The following is a 20,053-nucleotide window of genomic DNA, read 5'->3' as shown; positions in this document are numbered from 1 at the left end:
CAACCCGCATAAAGCCAATAAGTAGATTTATGAGCATGCAACCTGCGTTGCATGCTCAACAAGTTTTGGTGAGACGGAGGCATATTTCCTTTAGCAAAAGGAAATGCCGAGTCGGGGTCGCGAGCGATTTTGTTCGACGGAACGAAATCGACTTGTGACCCAAAACCATACCTGAACGTTGCTCGAATAATCTATGTCCCAACCACAACCCGCATAAAGCCAATAAGTAGATTTATGAGCATGCAACCTGCGTTGCATGCGCAACAAGTTTTGGTGAGACGGAGGCATATTTCCTTTAACAAAAGGAAATGCCGAGTCGGGGTCGCGAGCGATTTCGTTCGACGGAACGAAATCGACTTGTGACCCAAAACCATACCTGAACGTTGCCCGAATAAAATATGTCGAAACCACAATCCAGATAAAACCACTGTAGAGTGGCAACATATTGCTTTTTTATCCTGCTCAATCCAAGGGTTACCCTTGGAGAAATTCATCTTCTCTTAAATTGAAAAATTCTTCATCGAGTAGAGATCACTGTCCTCGTCACTTGACGGCTCCTCACTTTTCGCTTCCATCATTTCTTCCGCGACTGAAAGCTCGCCAATTATTACAACAGGATTTTCTTCGATTATCGCGTTATTCGAAACCTGCTCGGGTAACGCGGTCGGCAATTCGGATTTATTTTGAAGCGCAATGTGCTTTTTGAGCATTTCTTGGCGGTCCCTCGGCTTATTCGTGTTCATAATCTCGATGATATTGCGGAGATCATCGGTGGTGAAGTAATCGATCACAACCTTGCCTCCAACAACCTTCCTTTCGATTTGCACTCTTGTTCCGAGCGACTCGGTAAGCTTTGTTTCAAGCTCCATAATTTCAGGGTCAAGCGAGTTGTCTTTCTTTCGCGCTCTCTCGAAAGCGATTTTTCTCGAAATATTTTCCGCCTCGCGCACATTCATTTTTTTTATCAAAATTTCCCTGAAAAGAGTGGCCTGTTCCTCAGGCCTATCGGTGAGCATCAAAAGGGGCCGAGTATGTCCTTCGGTAATTTTTCCTTGTGAGAGAGCGTCGAGAATTTCACTCGAAAGAGAAAGGATTCGGAGGGTGTTTGTGACATACTCTCGGCTTTTGCCTATTTTTTCCGCGACCTGGAGATGCTTGAAGTTGAATTCCTTTGTCAATCTCTCGAACGCCCGCGCCCGCTCCACGGCATTCAGGTCCTCTCTCTGAAGATTTTCAATGATGGCGAGCTCGAGTTTCACTCGGTCATTATCCTCGGTAGCGCGGATAAGCACCGGCACCTGCAAAAGTCCTGCAAGTTTTGAAGCCCGAAGCCTTCGCTCTCCCGATATGAGTTCGTATTCGACGATCAGACCTTCGCCGTCATTTATAATTTCTTTTCTAGTAACTACGAGCGGCTGAAGCACTCCGTACATGCGAATAGAATCCGCCAGATCTTTAAGTCTTTTTTCTTCAAATTCCTTTCGGGGCTGAAAAGGGTTTGGCTTAATTTTTTCTACCTCAATCCAGAATATTGAATCGCTATAAAATTGGGACATAAAAAAAGTTAAAAGTGTAAATTGTAAAGTGTACTTATTTCTAATTTAAATAATTATAACACGATATCGGAAATGAGAAAATCGAAATGTCGTGGCAGGAAGAAAGCTGTGCAGACAGCTTTCTTCCCACCACACTCGAAACTCGTGTGCCGGGAGAGAGAATCGAACTCTCATGGATTACTCCGCACGATTTTGAGTCGTGTGCGTCTACCAATTCCGCCATCCCGGCTTACCTAGAGTCTACTTAAGTTATGCACAAAAATCAATTTACATTTAGAGGACAGATGCTACCATTTAGCATTAGAGTGTAGTTCAACCCAGACCCTTTTGAGAAAGTGACCTCTCATGCACAACACCGACCGATCGTTTCTTTCGATTCATCTTCGGAATCAAATCGCATGTTTTTTTGATGATGTTCATGTAACATCCTGCGGTTTTCTTGAGCTCGACGTACCTTGGAGTGATTGGAAAGCCATTGAGGAACTGCTGGGTCTCTACCAGGATCCAGAGACTGTCCAACAAATTATGAGCGGACAAAAAAACCTCACTGCGCTTTGCGAATTTATCGAAAAAATGATTCCAGCACTTTCCATCGAGTGCCTCAGGTAAAATTCACCGCAGACTATCCTGCGGTATTTTTTTTATCTATGGTGTGCTAATTTAGTGGAATGAAACAGAAGATTATTGTTATTTTAGGCCCGACAGCGAGCGGTAAGAGCGATTTGGCAGTTAAAATGGCCAGGACATTTAATGGCGAAATTATTTCGGCCGACTCTCGTCAGGTCTATAAGGGGCTCAATCTGGGGTCCGGTAAAATCTCTGCGCGCGAGATGCATAGAATTCCCCACCACCTCCTTGACGTGGCAAATCCCAAAAAAAGATTCAGTGTTGAGAGTTTCAAAAACCTCGCACGTGTAAAAATAAAGGAAATCGCGGAAAGAGGCAACGTTCCAATCATCTGCGGAGGAACAGGATTTTATATTCAGACTCTCATAGACAACACGAACTTTCCTGAAGTCGCACCTAATCCTAAATTGAGAAAAAAACTTGGATTACAGTCTGCTTCTCGACTTTTTTCAATGTTAAAAAAATTAGACTATGTGTGCGCTTCTACAATAGACCCCCGCAACAAGGTCCGGCTTATTCGGGCTATCGAAATTGCAAAATCGCTCGGTCATGTGCCAAAAATTACTCAAAGCTCGCCATATGACTCTCTTCAAATCGGAATAGACCTGCCCGACAAGGTCCTCAAGGAGAAGATATCCGACCGTTTACTCGCGAGATTAAGAAAAGGGATGATTCGTGAAGTGATAAATCTCCGTAAGAAAGGGCTCTCATGGAAAAGACTGGATGAATTGGGACTTGAATATAGATTTATTTCTCGATACCTAAGAAAAATCATTACTCGGGAAGAGATGATCCAAAGCATACAAATCGAAAGCTGGCATTTTGCAAAACGCCAGAGAACTTGGTTTCGAAAAAATAAGAGAATTATGTGGTTTAGACCCGGGGAAAAGCGTAAAATCCTTTCCGCAATCACGAACTTCCTTGAGTAGCGGAGTAAATCTCATCACACTTAGCTGACATTCGGTAGTCCTTTTCCGTTACTTTGCCTTCGCTATGAGTGGAAAACGTGAGGGTTACTTTGTCCCATCGAATATCAATGTCAGGGTGATGATTGTCTTCCTCGGCGCACCGTGCTACCCGATTTACGAAATCGATACTTCCCTGAAAGTTCTTAAATATGAACACGCGTGAAATACTTTGACCAGTTGGGAGCCAGTCGAGAGGCCGATCCGACTTTTTTGGAGGCTTCATCGGAAGAAATTTATTTGGACTTGCTTTTTATCTTATGTATCATGAGCTGATTTCCGTCCGGGTCGGCAATAATTGCCATGTCACAACCGCCGGTGTCATACGGTTGCATAATAAATTTCACCTTGTTTTTCTTCAAACTTTCGATTGCGGAATCAAAATTATCCATTTCTAACCCCACCGTCGCGCCGCCTTTCCCGGGTTTAAAATTCTTCGCCCCTTTGCCTATGGCAAGGGTATGCACCCCCGACTTTCCGAATGAGTACTCAATAAAAGCCATTTTCTCGCCTTCCCACACGCTCGTCGGTTTCAAACCAAGAGTCTCCTCGTAAAATTTCCTTGCGCGCGGCATATCTTTCACTCCATAGGTTACGAATGCAATCTCATTAATTTTCATGATGTTTGTAAGTTAGACGTTTTTAGTACCTAGTACCCATATCCCGACGGAATTTTTTTCGTGTCGGCATTTTTCATCATCTCGTTAAAATCCGCAAAATTAACAGTTGTTGGAGGACTGAATTTTGAATCATCTTTAATCCAGTCGCTACATTTGTAATTTACGTTCTGATCCAAATCTATCGAGTCATTCGATTGAGGCGAACCATTCGAATTCGTCTCGCCCGCCTTCATTTTTATGCCTTGATTTCCGGTCCACATATATGATTGACCTCCACTATTTATCATATGAGAATCAGATGAGCTTTGTGCTCCAGCCATTGTAAAATCCCCTCTCATCATGCTACCCGAAATATAGACTGTTCCCGAAAGATTTCCCGTTGTTCCCTCCCCGCCGATTGTGCACTTTACACTGCTTCCGAGAGAAATGAGACTCCTAAGCGAGCCTGTCTGCAGATTTTCCGACGTGCCTGTTTTTACATCGGTATCGGATTTTACTTCTCCCATGGGCTTGCCTTTCTTTGCAGCATAATATATCCCTCCTCCTGCCAGAAGAGCGACGATGACAATAATAGCGACAACAATCGGAGCAAGGCCTCCCTTTCTATTTGATTCTTGCATAATAAAATTATTAAAATTGATAAATTACCTAAACTAACTTCGAATAGTATAGCAGAGCGCGGTAGAAAGAAAAGTGGCAAAAAGGCGCAAAGCCCTCTTCCTCATTTTGCTCTGATTGAGAAAAGAATCAATCCGAGTATGACCGCAATTACGCTCGCCCCCAATGCTGAAACGGCGCCAAAATTCTGCCAAAGATAGCCCCCGACGATGCCGGCGAAAAGATAGCCGAAGCCGATGACAGCATTCAAATACCCGAACGCGCTACCATGATATCCTCCCGGAATTATATTTGCCACATGTGCCCTCTGCGTTCCGTCAGTAAGCGCGGAAAAAACACCAACAAGCAGAAAACCGGCAATAAGCATCAAGAGAGATTGCGCAGTTCCCAGAACCAAGTATCCCGCCAAAAGGGCGAAGTAACCAAAAAAAATGACTTTTTTTTCGCCGATTTTATCAGCCACTCGTCCGGCAGGAGCAGAAAACAGAGCGTATGAAATACTGTAAATCATGTAGAAGAGCGGGATTGATGCGATGATAAATCCGATATCTTTCGCTCTGAAAAGAAGTATCGCTACCGGTAGTGTACCCAATGAAAGAAGAAACATCGAGGCGAGATACAACTTGAATTGGAGCGGAAATGCATACGGCGATGAGGCGACCTCTTTCCTATTTTGAGCCATCACTTTGATTTCCTTGACCAACACAAGACTTGCGAGAGCCGCGAGTCCCACGACGAATGCAGTTACGAATATAATATTAAATCCTTGAGGAAATTGTCTCAGTATGAGAAACGCCACAAGCGGACCCACTATCGCCCCGGCGGTATCCATCGCCCGATGATATCCGAACGCCCGTCCCATCTCACCCTCGGGCGTTGAGAGGGAAATCAGCGCGTCCCGCGGAGAATCACGGAGTCCTTTTCCGATTCTGTCGGCTACCCTTAATCCCACGACTCCCGCAACGCTCCCGACAAAATAATAGAAGGGTCGAGTAAAGACGGAAAGGACATAGCCCGAAACGGCAAATATTTTTTTCTTCTGTATTTTATCGGAAAATCTCCCGGAATAAATTTTAATAACGTTCGCGCTAAAATCAGCGATGCCCTCAACCAGACCCAGAGAGGCCGCGCCGGTTTTCAAAACGGAAATAAAAAAAGCGGGCAAAATGGAAAGTATCATTTCCGAAGAGAAGTCGTTGAAAAAACTCGTCAGCCCGAGGAAGAATACATTTCGCGGAAGCCCAATAATTCGCTCTTTCTTTTTCATTGGTTTATTGTTGTTTTTAATTCTGGTTCCTGCTCGACCGGGATAATCCTAAAAAGAAGACGCCCCAGAACAGCTCCCCGAGGAGTTTCAACGTTTACGCGCCACCTTCCGGAATTGAGAATTGTTTTTTCCGAAAATGTTCGAAAACCGCCTTCCCGCCCTCCGACAACAGGTAGCACCTCCCTGCCCATTGTTATCCATTTCCTTGAATTCTCATCGTATCTTTGCCATTCGTGAACAATGGAGGTATCCAAAAAATAGGGAGCAAATATTGCGCTATACGCATAGACAGTCGTGTCGGGCGTTGCATGAAAATCCTGATATCGCTTGAAAATGTCAAACCACGAACCTCCTTCAGAAGCAACTTCGTAGTTCCCGTCACTCATTCTCGCCACACTGTGATAGATGCCTGCGTCTTTCAAAGATAACGGTATCGGAGGAATCAGATTAAAAAAATAAAGCATATTTATGGTAACAAATATCCCGGAAATGGATAGGAATATTATCCGACGGCTTTTCACAAATTTTTCCTTCGTGACAGACCTCAAAATCTTCAAAAATATCCAGAGGATAAGAAGGCTCGCGAGCCCGCTTAGGAGAAAAATCAAATCTCCAATTCTATGAAGCGCAACGGGCAAAATGAAGATGGCAAACGAGTATATCGAGAGAAAAAAGAAGCTTATCTGAAAACTCAATTTTGCGTAATGCCTCTTGAGCGACTCATTCGCAACAAAAGCGACAATTAAAATGAGAAAAAAAGGCCAGCTCACAGAGAGACTCCCGCTTCGAAAATAGAAAACAAGATAGGTCGAGAGAAGCCCGCCGAAAGTAAACTGGAGAACGTTGATGAGCCAAAAGTGTATCCGCGCGGGGTCACTTGCATTCATATCTTCATTTTCTCCCCCATTGATGAAAATAATGCAGAGAGCGACAACCCCCAAATGCACCGCCACCCAAAAATTTTCCCAAAACATATCCACCCTCTTCAATACGATGGCGTCAAAAATGAATCCCCCGACAAGGGAGAGCGACGAAATCGGTCTTTCATAGCGTGCATACCAGTTTCGCAGGCTTGAAATTATGAAGATGTCTTTCTGCTCTTTAGTATGCATTCAATCGAGAAATATTAATACCATGCCTCAAATTCATCTTTGATTTTCCTCATGAATGGAAGCCATTTCCTCCCGCTCTCTTTGAGTTCCTCGTTATCGCCCTCAAGGTTTTTCTCAATCTCGCGTATTGAACCTGCAAGGGCGGCAAGAACATTCTCTCTTGCGAATTTGTAGAGTGCGACAGTCCTGCTATTTGAGCGAAGTGAATTCAATACGATAAATATTTGATGCCATTTTTGCTCACAGTCTTGAAGCGTAATAAAGGGAATCGCCAAATTAAAATAGAGAGCATACCTCCAAGTAGAATCGGGCGATTCTAAAATGCCACAGTTCTTTGCCTCAATGTATTCATTAAGATACCCTCCTTTGGTAGCCACGTCTATAGCGTCTAAATTTTCCCTACTCTCCCGAAATGCGTCCTCATCAATCTTTCCGAGCTCGTCTCGGATCTCTTTCGCCCCAGAAATAATCTCAATAAAATTATTGTCCTCCTTGAAATCAGTTCCCGAGCTATTATAAAACTCCTTGAGCATGTTATCCGCAATGAGCTGGTTCAATGCATTTATGTCAGCTTCGTCCCCTCGCGGAAATGATTCGAGGAATGAAATAAACTTTTCCTTGTTTTCCAAGGAGAGAGAAAAATCGACCGATAAAACATCGGCAACAGCGAATTTAAAGCCCGTTGGAGAGTTTACTAAAGCCAGCTTGCAACCGACGTCAGAAAGAAACGACTCGTAATACTCGATTATAGTCCGCACTCTTTTTTCCTGCTCTGTCCTGAATGGCTCAATGATATTCCGGGGTATGTCATATTTATTTTCTTCGCCCTCGCCTGCATTTTTCACGACATACGAGGTAATTTCAAGAATTGATATATCCTCAAATTCTTTGAATAACTCCTTCGCCTTAAAAAACTCGCTTAATCTTTTTTTGGGCGTTTCCGCGTAATTTTCTTTCATATTTTAATTATAGCAAAATCTCTCATTTTCGAAGAGGTGCTGAATCGGTATGTAACTTTATTTTAACTTCTGAAGCATCAATATATCGTATCCGGAAAAGACTCTGTCTTCCCTTGAAACGCCCAATGACTCGACAAAGGCGAAAAGCTCATCCTGGATTTTCTCCGAATCACCATCTGCTCTAAGCTCTTCAACCTCAATGAAAGTCCCCAGATTTTGAACTTCGTCAATACAGATTTCACGCTCTTTGTATTTTGCCACAATTCGCGTTTTGTTCACCTCAACTGCCTTCTTGTAACCCATAAGCAGTATCGCTTGTTCTATTTCCACCTTTGAGTTTACCACCACCTCATATTCCAGTTTATCAAGCCCATTCGACAACGGCTTTTTAACGGTGAAGAAGATTTTTTTGCCATTTTTTACTCGAATTCGCAGAAACACATCGCTCGATAAATACTTGGATACTGTGCCAACAACCTTCGCATACACTGTATCGCTTTGTGTAACAGGCACCTCAAACACACAGCCAATTGACTTCAATTTTTTAACCACCGCCTTTTTATCCCTCAATCTCGCTTTTACTTCGATTTCTTTCATACTATAGATAGCCCCCCCCCGACGGGATCGGAGTAAGTAATGTGCTTAATTAATATACTTCTACATCCAAATCATTTCAAGCTCATCTATTCTAGTCTTTTGCAAAATACTAGAATAGATTCGGCACGTGGTGTCAGTTTATGCCTCACACTGTTTCCTTGATTCCTTTTCATAACAAATCCCGCCATTGCAAGCTTACGTATGTGGTCAGATGCGTTCATGTATTCAGTAGCAGTCTTCTCTGCAATCTCCTCTACAGACAATTCTGGTTCACGTCTAAGTAATTCCAAAATTTGCAACCGTCGATGATTAGCCACTCCTTTAAAAACTCTTTCTAATTTGCGAAAATTATTTTCCATAATGCTTGATTATATAACCCTTAGGTTTTTCATTCAAGTATTTTGCAAAATACTAGAATACTATTCCGCTTTATGATGCGGTCTATCCCATCAATAGAAGTTTGAAACATCATACCAACATACTCCAGTATGTTGGTATGATGTAAAAATTAGTCGGGCATCTCGAAATTGAGTGCTGAACCTTTTACAGTGTCCAGTAATTTTTTATTCACTGCGAGGTTCAAAATATGCATTTCATTTTTAATGAATCTGTTCGCCCTGTCATCATGTCGTTGATAATATGTTTCCTCGATCCAGCTTGAAAGCGCCATTTTAGAAAGTCTCAGTGCGAGCCCTCGGGACATTTCTTCTGCGTCCATCGGATACACCGAAAAATAACCCGAGCAAAATTCTCTTGAATGTTCAAGCAATCCCTCAATCTTTCCGACATCATTAAAGCACGTATAGAAAAGCGAGCGAGCCAATTCATATGAGCGCGGAGCAATCTCCGCTTTTTCCCAATCACAAACACCGATAATTTTTCGGGATTTTTTTTCGAACAGAATATTTCCCGGATGATAGTCTCCATGGGTGAGAGTGTCGTTCGGAAGCTCGACTGATTCAAGTCGGGGTATAATGGAAAGCTTGAAATCAATATAGTTGACAAAAAGCCTGTCAGTCTCATCCTGTTCATGCTTCCCTAGAATTTCATTTTTGTATTCCTTGAGCCGTTCGGCAGTCACACGAGACTCCGGTTGAACAAATTTCTTAACATCGCGCAAAGAGTCAGGCAATTTCCTACTGCCCGCTCTATGAATTTTCGCAAGCATTTCTCCCATCTTTCTAAAATCAGCATTCAAGTAGGAATGGGAACGGTCACTCTCAATAAACGGGTATAAAGTAAGTGCTTCATCTCCCATAGTAACGGAGATTCTTCCCGCTTTCGTGGGGAGCATAACAACAGCCGGAATCCCTTGCGATTTCATATATGTCTCCACCTCAAAAGTGGTAACAATTCTGTCCTTACTTTTTTCCCGAACGGATTTAACAAAATAGTTGCCCTGCGTAGTTTTTAAAAAATAGTTCTGATTAAGAATTCCCTCCTTAATTTCTCGATGAGCGACGTAATCGCCGATGGCATATTCTTCGCACAGTTTTTTTAAGTGTGTCGCAAAAATCACAATTTAGTTTTTAACCAGATAATGCAGATGATGTTGTCTTTTTTGGGATTCTCCGTCTCCCTGGACAAGACTATATTGAGCGCGGAAGCCACGGGATAAATGTCTCCGAAATATTGCTGAAACGTCTTCTTTCCCACAACAACACAGCCAGCCTTCATTGCTCGTTTTAAAAAAAGGTCTTCGTCAATTTTGAGAAACCCAGCTGGAGCTGTGGTCTATATCGGCAATATACCCGTCTAGGGATACTGCCATATGAAGAATAGTTTTCATATTCGTGGAATTTTTTTCCTACGTTCAAAGCGTCGAAAAATAGCTCTAAAAATTGACAATACCATAAATCATTTGTATTATCAATATGGAATGAGAATACGACATACAGCTCCCAAAACACCTCCTGGCTTCACCTCGACGATCAAGGTGAATGTCGAATGCTCTCACTGCAAACTCGTTCATCCGGGTAGTATCAGCCAAAACTGGAATCCCGTTGTTAACGAGGTTCTATTAATCTTCTGCCCAAACTGCACCTACGACACACAGCACACTGTCGTTCCTTACGACACGTCTTGATTTCTAAGCGCGCCAACTTCAGTTGGCGTCTTTTTTTAACAAACCATCCCAACATGCTTTAAAATGTTGGGATGGTTTGTAACTAGTGACGAAACTTGAACCGAAAAAATCTAGATGGAATCGAGAGCGTCCTTTACCTTATCTTGAGCATCTTTCGCAAAATCTTCCGCATCATCGTAGTTCTCATCGTCATATTCGTTTTCTGCATCCTCGATGAGGTTTTCCGCATCATCGAGAAAATCTTCCGCTTCGTCTACGTCATCCCCGTCATCTTTTGCGTTCTCAACCTCATCCCTCGCATCGTCCAAGGCTTCATTTGCGTCATTAATCTCATTTCTCGCGCTTTGTCTATCCTTTGTGTTGCTTTCACCTATGGCATCAATTGCTTCATCGACGAGATCCTCCGCATCTTTGGCAAGATCTTCCGCCTCATCAAAATTCTCGTCATCGAGCTCACTCTCTGCATCGTCAAGAGTATCTTCTGCTTCCTTCAATAAATCTTCAGCGTTACCTACACTTTCTCCGTCATCGTCCGCGGCGTCAATCGTCTCCCATGCGTCATCAATCTGGTCTTTAACATCATCTATGAGATCCTCCGCCTTGTCTTCATCGGATTTTCCGCCAGCATCCTCAAATGCGTCTTCGGCATTGCTTGAAGCATTTCTAGCTTTCTTGAGCGCGTCCTCGTAATCTCTGTCAAAGTAGGAAGAAACTGCATCGAAAAGGTCATCCCTCGAATCATCGAGATTACTCTCCGCGACTTCAACATTCTCTCCGTCATCTTTTGCGTTGTCAATCTCATCTTCCGCATCATCTATCATGCTAAAAGCATTCCTTATTTCCTTTTCAGCGTCAATTTGAGCTCTTGAAGAAGTATTCGATGGCGCGGGAGACCGAGTAGGAGTAGGAGACGGCGAAACTTGTGGCGTCACTGATGGCGAAGATAAAGGGGTAAGCGTGGGAGTAGGCGTGGGTGAAGGAATTGGCGCAAGCGCAATGACTTCATTGTATTTCATTCTTGAAATAGGACCAAAATATCCGCCTGCGGGTGATATCCCAAAAGATTTTTGCCAATTCATCACGGCTTTTTTTGTCAAATCTCGGAAAAGATCGGTCTCACTCCCGGGAGAGCCCGGGCCTGAAGGCGCAATAATAATTCCTATGTCATTTAGATATTTTTGCAAGCACAGAACATCATCACCCTGACTTTCCAAATCAAGGTCTCGAGTGAAGTCGCATTTCACCGTCGCGGACGCCGACCTCGGAACAAAGAGCACCGCGAGAAACATTGCAATCAAAACACCTCCGACAGAGAACAAAGTTCTTATTTTCATGTTAGAAATAATTAAAATTAATTAATTTATAATTTCTAATAGTATATAACATTATACATTCAATAACAATCGGGCTTTTCCACATTACCGCAGTGCATGCATTGACGCTGATAGCAATGTATGTTAGCGTATTAAGTAGACCGCAGTTTTCCAAAAAAAAATAAAGTATGAGAAATCAGCAAAAACGCCGCCCCCGACGAATCACGAGGTTTACTCTATTATGCCTATCCTTAGGCGTTGGAGCACTACTCATCCTGTTCTTCATCTGGTCACGCCCCAAGACTTTGACGATGCGCGAAAAGGCTCATCTTCTCGGTATTTCCGAAGAGTCGCCTGAATTAATGGCAGCGCGCCATGTCTGGATCAGTGAAAATGCTCATCTAGCTCCAAAGAATCCGTATTTCACTCCGGTTCACATCATGTACCGGAATGATGTGACGCATGCCTGGCAATTTAATGGCAACGGGACATTGTTCACCAAGTGGCCAGGTCTACTCGTAACTTCCTCTCGCGTGTTCGAAGGTGGCCCGGGACAATACGGCTACCGTCTCATTGGCGCCGATGAATTCACCGGCACAGCACGCATCTCACCAATTGTCTCCTGCAAGGAAGGCGTAGAAGGCGACGACTCGATCGCGTGCAAGGTTGAAGAGGCGGGAACCATATTTCCGACAATCAAAATTATGGGCCACATCAACCGGTTCAATAATTATGAATTGGGGGCTCATTATGATGTCAAATTATACTTGGCCAAGATTCATTTGCTAACATATCCCGCGACCAACACTATAGAAGGAGTCTTCTCTGTGGAAGTACGACCGGGTGTAACATGGATATACTTCAAGTCGGCTGTCGAGAATGGCGAAAGCGGAACTGGAGCGACCGTCGACGAAATGGCGGACCCCGACACTCTGCTCGTGGTCATTCGCCAGCACGACATCAAGAAGAATGCAATGCCTCCAGATTTTATGAAGCAGATTGGTTGGCATGAGGGTCAGAAATACAGTGTCGGTCATCTGATAAAGGCCCACTAAGACCAAGAAAATCTGCACTGCTCCCGAACACTTCGTGTTCGGGAGCTTTTTTATCCTACGAATGAAGGCCAATTTGCAACTCGTAGAGTCTCCTATACTCTCCCCCCTTTAAAGTCAAAAGCTCCTCATGCGTTCCCGATTCAAGAATCCGCCCTTCTTTAAATACCAAAATAAGGTCAGCTTTTCTAACCGTGCTTAGGCGGTGCGCGATGATGAAAGTCGTTTTACCCCTCATGAGCTCATCCAGAGATTCCGTAATAATTTTCTCGGAACCAGCGTCCAAGGCAGAAGTCGGCTCATCAAGAACAAGAATCCTGGGGTTGCGTAAAATTGCCCGGGCAATAGCCACGCGCTGTTTTTGGCCAACGGAGAGCTTGACTCCCCGCTCCCCCACTATCTGATTCCACTTTTCTGGAAATTTTTCGATAAAGCCCAAGGCGTGCGCTTTTACCGCGGCCTCCCGCACCTCATCATCAGTAGCTTTGAAGTTGCCGTATGCGATATTCATTTTTATCGTGTCATTGAATAGCACAACCTCCTGCGGGACGACCGCTATCTGCTCTCGGAGTCTTCTCAACTGCACTTTTTTTATTTCGTGTCCGTCAATCAGCACCATTCCTTTGGAAGCAAAATGATATGCGGAGATGAGGTCGATGAGCGTGCTCTTGCCAACGCCAGACTCCCCTACCAACGCCACGACCTGCCCTCCTTTGACGGTGAAAGAAATATCCTCCAAGACTTGCTTGCCTTCTTCGTATTGAAAAAATACATTTTTAAATTCAATATCACCTTTAAGGTCTAGCCTCACCGCGTCCTTGCCCTCATAAAGTTCCGGCTCCACCTGCAAAATTTTTTCCGTCTCCTGAATATTCACGATGCCGTTTTGAATTGTCTGCCAGTTGCGCGCAATCACAACGAACGGCCCGAACACCATCGCCGCGTATGCGTTGAAGGCGATCAGCTCCCCGATTGTCATTCTACCGGCATGAATATAGGTAACCGAAACGATGAAAATAGTAATCTGCGTCGCGAGAATGGTCATTCGCTGATAGAGCGTCAAACTTCCCCAAAGCTTGGTGAGGCGCATCCAAAGCGGAATCGCGCTTTTCATTTTCGTCGAGAGCCGATTTCTTTCGTACTCTTCGGCCGTCGCCTGTTTGATAGCGAGGGCGTTCCCGACCACGTCGTACGATTCTCCGAAAACGAAGTTGAGCACGTCCCAGTACTCTTTCTGGTATATGGAGGTATGCTGAATTTTCGTGGAAAAAATAAAAATATAGATGACCACTCCCGCCAAAAGAACGCACGCGAGAAGGGGCTGAAGGTAGAAAGTGATTCCGAAAGCAATCACAATGCTCAATATTTGCGGAGAAAGGTCAATCACAATCCTGCCAGCAATGGTTTCAAGCGCGCTCGCCGCCACATTAATTTTGTTGCTAATCTCTCCGATTTTGTTCGTCTTATGAAATGACACGGGCAAAAGAAGAAGGTACCCGAACCCCTTGCTCAAATAGTCGAGCCAGATTACATTCGAAAACTTCTCGCTCAAAATATTAATTCTCCAGTCGAGGGTGTAGGTAATCAGTTGAATAATCGCCCAAAGAATGAGAAGCGCAACGTAAAGCGAAACGGGTTGCCAGAAAAAGTCCACAACCGCAGTACTCGATATCGCGTCAAAAAACTTGCCCGCAATGTAGGGAATCGTGCCATTGCCAATCGCAGAAAAAATTCCCATGATAGAAAGCACGGCTATCTCACGCCTGTACTGGCTGATGTATTTCCACAGCACTTTCAAGCCTGTATAGAGATTCTCCTTATTCAGTTTTTCCTTATCTTCTAACAATGTAAGAATAGTCTATCACTGTTTCTAAGATGATGACAAATATAGTATTTCGTTATAGTATTTCAACCGGCAACAGAAAGAATAAAATTATGGACACAAGTAAGTCGGATACGGTACTTTCAGACGAAGTCAGGGCTTTCCCGTGCAAGTGCGACCACTGTCTGTGGACGGGAACCGTAGGGGACGCCGTCATCATTGACGGCAAGGCGCAATGCCCAAAATGTAAAGGTTCCTTGGCTGCTAATCGCACGGAAGACAAGATCAAAGATGGGCTCCATGAGTTACTGAACCTTGAGGATACCGATTTCTGAAATTGAGGGCAGAAACACAGCCGAGATCACGCTCGGCTTTTTTATTCTAAATAAATGTTACGAATCCAAAGAGACACTTTAGATAATTATATATTTCTATGACCGCAGGCACTTCAGAACTTTCGTACAGTATTATGTGTATTTTCATTTTTTAAAATTTGCCCAAATGCCTTTTAGTCCAGCAATCACTAATACTACCATCATTGAACACATAAACAGAAAAACGAACCCCCAGATTATATATTCAATCGTTGTATAAGAAGCGAACAAAGGTAATAACGTAAACGCAAAGAGGCCTAAGCCAAATAGACCAGGTAATACCATCAGGAATAGGCAGAAAAATATTGACACAATCCGAACAAAAAGTGACTTATGCCTTGTAGTATCAGTTATTCCCCTAAACACGTCCCCTTCCATGCCAATAATTCCCATTGGGGTGCTATCGACTTTAGGTAATTCTATATTAAACTCGTTCTTATTTTTGCTCATTATAACTTACATTATGGACGATTTTTACTAGTTGGCAAATTTATGTATCTGCGTGGCGCATAGAGTTAGCCCTTTTAAAAAATAAAAGCCGAGGAATTTTTCCCTTCGGCCTCATACTTTTATTTGATTGATTTTTTGAACCACTAAATTGAGAAGCATTCTCCAATCCCTCTTATCAGTAGGAGTCCAGCAAGTACGATCTGCCACCATGGCATGGTAATCATGGAAATCAAAAGCAAACTCCGTCTCAAAGTAAATGGGCACAAAGATACCCATGCCTCGAATCAAACTGGAGTCCAAATGCCTCATGAGAAGTGATGTTGGGAGCATTGCTTCGTCAGGCGAGCATGCCTCATTCCACGGCAATACTACGTCCATTAGCACAACATCAAAGGGCGGTATCCCACGAGATTTATCGTTCATCATAAATCCCACATGTTCATAGTAATGAACTGTAGTAATCTGATGTCCGACAAGCTCGACCTCCGGATCTGTGTTAAGAAAACCAGTCTCTTTGTCGTAATAAGCGCATAAAATTTTCATCTGTACTTGCTCCTTTCCGAAACTAAATTAGCATAAAATTATTAAAAAGGACATCGATGTGATTTTTATGCATAAAATCGGCCGGACGACTCAGTATTGTAAAAATTTCTCGTTGAAGCAACGTAAGATTTAATAATGGTTCATGTTCGGAAAAGACTCGTCATAAAATAATGAGAGGCATGTAAATTAAAATCCGAGTCGTGAGTGGCTCGGATGTGTTGATATGAATTGTGATGACTAGAACTTGATGGCCCGGTATCCCGACTGGCTACTCGAACGCACCGCCCAGCGATTGTCATAGGGCGACATGATGAGGGTAGACCTCAACTGGCTCGGGTTGGGCATCCGCAGAAGCCAGCTCGTATCAATGTACATTCTTCCATTGTACTCGCGGAAGACGCTGTAGTTTGGAGGCGTCGACATGAGCACGCCTTCCTTGGTCCATGGCCGATCCTGGAAGACTTCGTACAGGATGAGCGCCGGCTGGCTCTCATCGTTCTGACTGCGTGCATACTGGACGAATGGCAACCAGTGTATCCACTCACCGATCTTCTCTCCGTTCGCCAGGATGAACCCAACTGGAGTTTCTCGCGGTTGAAGCGAGGACAGATACAGTGCGCGAGACGGACCGCCCGGTTTGCCGTAATGCAAGAACTCCTTGACCTTGGCTTCATCCACCAAACCGCTGTCCGCGAAGTTTTCCTTGTAGCCGATCTTGCCCGCATCGCCGAGGAAGGTCACGAACCTCCTCATGCTTTTCATGCGTTCGATGCCTGGGAATGTAATGAGCTTCCCTTCCCGGCACACATGTTCCAGATCCATGAGATCAGGACGATCGTCGGGAAGATCCACCATCCGGATGCCCGCCGCACAGGCGACGACCAACTGCTGTGTGATATAGTTCACGATCACCGCAAAGATGGGTATCCCGCGACGGATACAACTGATAGCCGATGTCGCGCCTGTGATGGAAACAGGTGATCCGTATTTCTCTTCCCACTTTTTGAGGGATGATTTGTCTCCAAGGATGTCACCGATCTTCTTCTCCTTGGGAAACGCCGAAAGAAATTCTTTCAGCTGGTTAGAGCGATCTGTGGGATCGCTGATGAACACGGTCCTGAATGTCTGAGGATACGCCAGCCGAAACGTATCGCTGAACTGCATACCTTTGGAACCGATTTCCTCCGTGACAACGACAGCACCGGCATCGTAGCGACTAAGCTCTTCACAGATGGTGATCTCGGGCCCAGCATCCATACCAAGCGTGTCCTTTTTGCCGTATGCAGCAATGGGACGCAGGGCATCATCAATGGTCGAGTGCCTGAAATCGTAATACCCTTTGAGTACCGCCGAAAGAGCGGCATTTAGGTGCGATATTTCAACGCCTTGCATAACAATTGTACCTTTCTCTGTTTGGTGTTTTTACACCAGTTTGTTGGTTTGTCAAACTGGCTCTATATTAGTCCTAGTGCCTAAAAAAAGCAAGGAACTTTTAATTTATTACTCACTCTGATCGACAAATTCTGAGTTTTTCAGGGCATTCAACATTATTTTATCCTAACAAGCTAAACAATATAGAAGAGTGACGAATCCAAAGAGTCTCTTTGGACAATTAGGTGTGGTCTAATAAAGTGTTGGTCGAATCCAAAGAGATTCTTTGGACAATTATAAATACTTCACTTTTAGTTTCTCTTTGGAAACTGGACATTCATTTGGATTGCCTAAATTAATGGTGATAACCCAATTATCCCCTCGCGATTATTTGCGACTTTTTAATAGTATTTCAAGACATATTGCTTGCGTTTTTTTGGACTTAATCCGGCAATCATTCTCATGTAGTCCTTCACCGGCTTCGCGACCGTTTTCGCATTTATATTCCTCTTCATGCAGTACGGGGTCTTAAACCATTTTTCGAAACTCATTCTTCGGCTTGAATTGCAACTACCACAGCAGATAACTATCGATTGAGGTTCATTCCCGGACTTTTTATCACTCATATGCTCAATCGTTGCCCAATTCCTCTGCGTTGTGCCTTTTCGAGGTACTATCATTTCCTTCCGGCAGTACACGCATAATTTGTCCCTCTTCCTAATTTTTTTCAGAAAATCCTCAGGTATACCGTATTTATTCATATTTTTTACAAATGGTTAAAAAACACTTTAACTAATTCTGCAATCCTAAACACTTTTGTCTGGAAGTAGACTGCTTCTTAAACTTATATGCATAGTTCTAATCTCGTCTCTAATCCAAACGCTTTTTTTCGAGGCCTCGATAAAGCGTGCCGGTGAAAATAAGAATCAACAATCCTAAAATGAATATAAGAAACGGGCGTTCGGAGAGGTATGGAATGTAGCTAATGGCGGATTCAAACCCATGCAAGATGGAAACAATTCCGAAAACGGATAAAAGGGAAAAAGTAAGTGGGTAACGGCTAAGGGAGCTCTGAACTCTCGTCCCCATATAGTCATTGGTCCTTTTCGTTAAGCTTTCTATGTGTTCTATCGGGTCTCCTATCATTGACATAAATATCTCATAAACTTGGATAGCTTACAACTCCAACTAACTCTGCATCTCCACTTCAAATTCCCATGCTACCCTTCGGGCGAAGGGTTCTATGCATGAATGCTGAATAGAATGCCGAACAAGTAGGACTGAACCTGCGAAAGACCGGCGTAGTTACATCTTTTTTAACGGTTGAAGAATGCTCGCGCGGTTGCCTTCGGTGTCGAGAAAACTGCAATAGCACCCGATTCCGGGAATGTCCATAGGTTCTCCGAGGGCCTTACCTCCGGCTTCTACAATTTTTTTGAGCGATTCCTTCACGTCCTCGACGGAAATAACAAATGACGGACTCTCTACAGCTTTATCGACGGGCTTTTTATAAAAACCGCCGTTCACCATTCCCGGCTGTTTGAGCATTCCTTTCTCGTCTGTCTCTCCGGTCTGCATGACGACATAATTTCCCATGTCCTCACCCAGCATTTGCGCTTTCCATCCGAAAGTTTTGGTGTAGAAATCCGCCATGCGATTTTTGTCTTCGTAGGGCATTTCAAAGTGGACTACGGGGTTCATTTTGTTCATGTGTGTTACTCCCCCACCAAATTCCCGTATGTCTTCACTAAGGGAATTTGGTGTGAAGGTTTTGGCTTAATTTGGATAAAAATTTAACAAATTGACATTTATATTTGGGTCTCCGGCATTTACGAGCGCTTTGAATTTTTTTGTGTCGCTCAATCCGCTTGTTCCCCGATAATGATACGGTATAACTTCTTTTGGCTTAAACGCAAGAACCGCCTCTGCCGCTTCCTCGATCGACATGGTGTAAGGCAGATTCATGCAGACAAACGCAATATCTATGTTTTTCAAGGCCCGCATTTCGGGAATACCGGAAGTATCTCCGGAAATATATACTCGCTTGCCCTGCGCTTCAAGCACATATCCGTTTCCCCTGCCCTTGGTGTGAAATGCATCCGCCTTTTCGGGAAGGTTGTACATAGGGATAGCTTCGACCGAAATACCCGCAACGTCTCTCACTTCCCCATTTTTCATCACAACCAAAGTCCCGGGAAGTTTTTCTTTTATCAAATCGGCCACCGCCTTTGGAGCGATGAGCACGGTTTTCTCTTTCAGAACCGCTTTCAAGGTTTCAACGTTGAAGTGGTCTTGATGAATATCCGTTACCAAAACTATGTCAGGGGCCGGCTGTGCCGCGAAAAGGGTTGTTGACCCAACAGGGTCTGTAATAATCACCTTGCTTCCCCACTTCAAAGCCATGGTTGCATGCTCGATTGGAACTATTTCAATATCGGATTTTATGTCTGAATTCATAGTGGTGTTCGTGCTAACTTGTTTATTTTCGCTCAGTCTATTTTTACCAAGATACTTATACGCGCCAAATATTGCAATACCCAAAACGAGTATTACCACAATTATTGTATTTTTATTCATAATGATATTTTAATTTACTCCCGCACCAAATATTGGTCGGCGGGCAATTTTACTTCCACGCTCCCAAAATAAGTCCGAATACGATAAAGTGTAAGAATTAAGAGCGTTGTTAACACTTTATCATCTTCGGTGTAAAGTGGGAAC

Annotated in this window: 22 protein-coding genes and 1 tRNA gene; 4 read left to right on the top strand and 19 right to left on the bottom strand. The window is 43.8% G+C overall.

All coding sequences use genetic code 11. The features are described from left to right. Window positions 1-500: 500 nt before the first annotated feature. Window positions 501-1,556, bottom strand: a complete 1,056-nt coding sequence (locus ABI430_04815) for a ParB/RepB/Spo0J family partition protein (protein ID MEO8638190.1) — start codon at window positions 1,554-1,556, stop codon at window positions 501-503. Between the two features lie 147 nt (window positions 1,557-1,703). Continuing rightward, window positions 1,704-1,785 (bottom strand) — tRNA-Leu (locus tag ABI430_04810). Window positions 1,786-1,901: 116 nt separating this feature from the next. Between ABI430_04810 and ABI430_04805 the strand changes: the two genes are divergently transcribed. Beyond that, the gene (locus ABI430_04805; protein MEO8638189.1) at window positions 1,902-2,165 is read left to right on the top strand and encodes a hypothetical protein; all 264 of its coding nucleotides are present in this window, start codon (window positions 1,902-1,904) and stop codon (window positions 2,163-2,165) included. Between the two features lie 59 nt (window positions 2,166-2,224). Continuing rightward, entirely contained in the window at window positions 2,225-3,112 is an 888-nt protein-coding gene (gene miaA, locus ABI430_04800; GenBank protein ID MEO8638188.1) for a tRNA (adenosine(37)-N6)-dimethylallyltransferase MiaA, read from the top strand. Here miaA and ABI430_04795 read toward each other — a convergent pair. The 11 genes from ABI430_04795 to ABI430_04745 all read right to left on the bottom strand — a co-directional run bounded on the left by ABI430_04795 (window position 3,093) and on the right by ABI430_04745 (window position 11,741). Continuing rightward, window positions 3,093-3,374, bottom strand: coding sequence for a 4a-hydroxytetrahydrobiopterin dehydratase (locus ABI430_04795; GenBank protein MEO8638187.1), 282 nt, complete (start codon window positions 3,372-3,374; stop codon window positions 3,093-3,095). The genes miaA and ABI430_04795 overlap by 20 nt on opposite strands. A 10-nt stretch (window positions 3,375-3,384) precedes the next feature. Then, on the bottom strand, window positions 3,385-3,768 hold the full coding sequence (locus ABI430_04790) for a VOC family protein (GenBank protein ID MEO8638186.1): 384 nt from the start codon (window positions 3,766-3,768) through the stop codon (window positions 3,385-3,387). Between the two features lie 29 nt (window positions 3,769-3,797). Beyond that, window positions 3,798-4,388, bottom strand: a complete 591-nt coding sequence (locus ABI430_04785) for a hypothetical protein (GenBank protein MEO8638185.1) — start codon at window positions 4,386-4,388, stop codon at window positions 3,798-3,800. 101 nt (window positions 4,389-4,489) lie between these two features. Further along, window positions 4,490-5,653 (bottom strand): MFS transporter, encoded by a 1,164-nt coding sequence (locus tag ABI430_04780; GenBank protein ID MEO8638184.1) that lies wholly within the window; start codon window positions 5,651-5,653, stop codon window positions 4,490-4,492. Then, complete coding sequence (locus ABI430_04775; protein ID MEO8638183.1) at window positions 5,650-6,765, bottom strand: DUF2914 domain-containing protein; 1,116 nt, start codon at window positions 6,763-6,765, stop codon at window positions 5,650-5,652. Before ABI430_04775 ends, ABI430_04780 begins: the two co-directional genes overlap by 4 nt. 14 nt (window positions 6,766-6,779) lie before the next feature. Next, the gene (locus tag ABI430_04770; protein MEO8638182.1) at window positions 6,780-7,724 is read right to left on the bottom strand and encodes a hypothetical protein; all 945 of its coding nucleotides are present in this window, start codon (window positions 7,722-7,724) and stop codon (window positions 6,780-6,782) included. Between the two features lie 57 nt (window positions 7,725-7,781). After that, window positions 7,782-8,321, bottom strand: a complete 540-nt coding sequence (gene cyaB / locus ABI430_04765) for a class IV adenylate cyclase (protein MEO8638181.1) — start codon at window positions 8,319-8,321, stop codon at window positions 7,782-7,784. Between the two features lie 86 nt (window positions 8,322-8,407). Then, window positions 8,408-8,680: a winged helix-turn-helix domain-containing protein gene (locus ABI430_04760; GenBank protein ID MEO8638180.1), complete on the bottom strand. Its 273-nt coding sequence runs from the start codon at window positions 8,678-8,680 to the stop codon at window positions 8,408-8,410. 149 nt (window positions 8,681-8,829) lie between these two features. Further along, on the bottom strand, window positions 8,830-9,840 hold the full coding sequence (locus ABI430_04755) for a phosphotransferase (GenBank protein ID MEO8638179.1): 1,011 nt from the start codon (window positions 9,838-9,840) through the stop codon (window positions 8,830-8,832). Continuing rightward, complete coding sequence (locus tag ABI430_04750; GenBank protein MEO8638178.1) at window positions 9,837-9,998, bottom strand: hypothetical protein; 162 nt, start codon at window positions 9,996-9,998, stop codon at window positions 9,837-9,839. The genes ABI430_04755 and ABI430_04750 overlap by 4 nt, the downstream gene beginning before the upstream one ends. A 519-nt stretch (window positions 9,999-10,517) precedes the next feature. After that, a complete protein-coding gene (locus ABI430_04745; GenBank protein ID MEO8638177.1) occupies window positions 10,518-11,741 on the bottom strand; it encodes a peptidoglycan-binding protein in 1,224 nt (407 codons plus the stop codon). Window positions 11,742-12,031: 290 nt separating this feature from the next. Here ABI430_04745 and ABI430_04740 point away from each other — a divergent pair, with 290 nt between their 5' ends. Beyond that, window positions 12,032-12,775 carry a hypothetical protein gene (locus tag ABI430_04740; protein MEO8638176.1) on the top strand — a complete coding sequence of 248 codons (744 nt, stop codon included), beginning with the start codon at window positions 12,032-12,034 and terminating at the stop codon, window positions 12,773-12,775. Between the two features lie 55 nt (window positions 12,776-12,830). Here the strand turns inward: ABI430_04740 and ABI430_04735 are convergent, their stop codons facing one another. Beyond that, window positions 12,831-14,618 (bottom strand): ABC transporter ATP-binding protein, encoded by a 1,788-nt coding sequence (locus ABI430_04735; GenBank protein ID MEO8638175.1) that lies wholly within the window; start codon window positions 14,616-14,618, stop codon window positions 12,831-12,833. An 89-nt stretch (window positions 14,619-14,707) separates the two neighbouring features. On the opposite strand from ABI430_04735, the gene ABI430_04730 reads away from it, so the two are divergent. Next, a complete protein-coding gene (locus ABI430_04730) occupies window positions 14,708-14,929 on the top strand; it encodes a hypothetical protein (protein ID MEO8638174.1) in 222 nt (73 codons plus the stop codon). A gap of 600 nt (window positions 14,930-15,529) precedes the next feature. Here ABI430_04730 and ABI430_04725 read toward each other — a convergent pair. The 5 genes from ABI430_04725 to ABI430_04705 form a co-directional block, all read right to left on the bottom strand. Then, window positions 15,530-15,961: a hypothetical protein gene (locus ABI430_04725; protein MEO8638173.1), complete on the bottom strand. Its 432-nt coding sequence runs from the start codon at window positions 15,959-15,961 to the stop codon at window positions 15,530-15,532. A 237-nt stretch (window positions 15,962-16,198) separates the two neighbouring features. Continuing rightward, on the bottom strand, window positions 16,199-17,353 hold the full coding sequence (locus tag ABI430_04720) for a hypothetical protein (GenBank protein MEO8638172.1): 1,155 nt from the start codon (window positions 17,351-17,353) through the stop codon (window positions 16,199-16,201). 380 nt (window positions 17,354-17,733) lie between these two features. Beyond that, window positions 17,734-18,093: an HNH endonuclease gene (locus ABI430_04715; GenBank protein ID MEO8638171.1), complete on the bottom strand. Its 360-nt coding sequence runs from the start codon at window positions 18,091-18,093 to the stop codon at window positions 17,734-17,736. A gap of 544 nt (window positions 18,094-18,637) precedes the next feature. Beyond that, window positions 18,638-19,042: a VOC family protein gene (locus tag ABI430_04710; GenBank protein ID MEO8638170.1), complete on the bottom strand. Its 405-nt coding sequence runs from the start codon at window positions 19,040-19,042 to the stop codon at window positions 18,638-18,640. 66 nt (window positions 19,043-19,108) lie between these two features. Then, complete coding sequence (locus ABI430_04705; protein MEO8638169.1) at window positions 19,109-19,909, bottom strand: MBL fold metallo-hydrolase; 801 nt, start codon at window positions 19,907-19,909, stop codon at window positions 19,109-19,111. Window positions 19,910-20,053: the final 144 nt, after the last annotated feature.

This window comes from Candidatus Taylorbacteria bacterium (genome assembly GCA_039934295.1).
Taxonomy (GTDB): domain Bacteria; phylum Patescibacteriota; class Minisyncoccia; order Phycocordibacterales; family HO2-43-120; genus HO2-43-120.
Note: the sequence above shows the minus strand (reverse complement) of the source record. Positions and strands in the feature narration are given on the sequence as shown.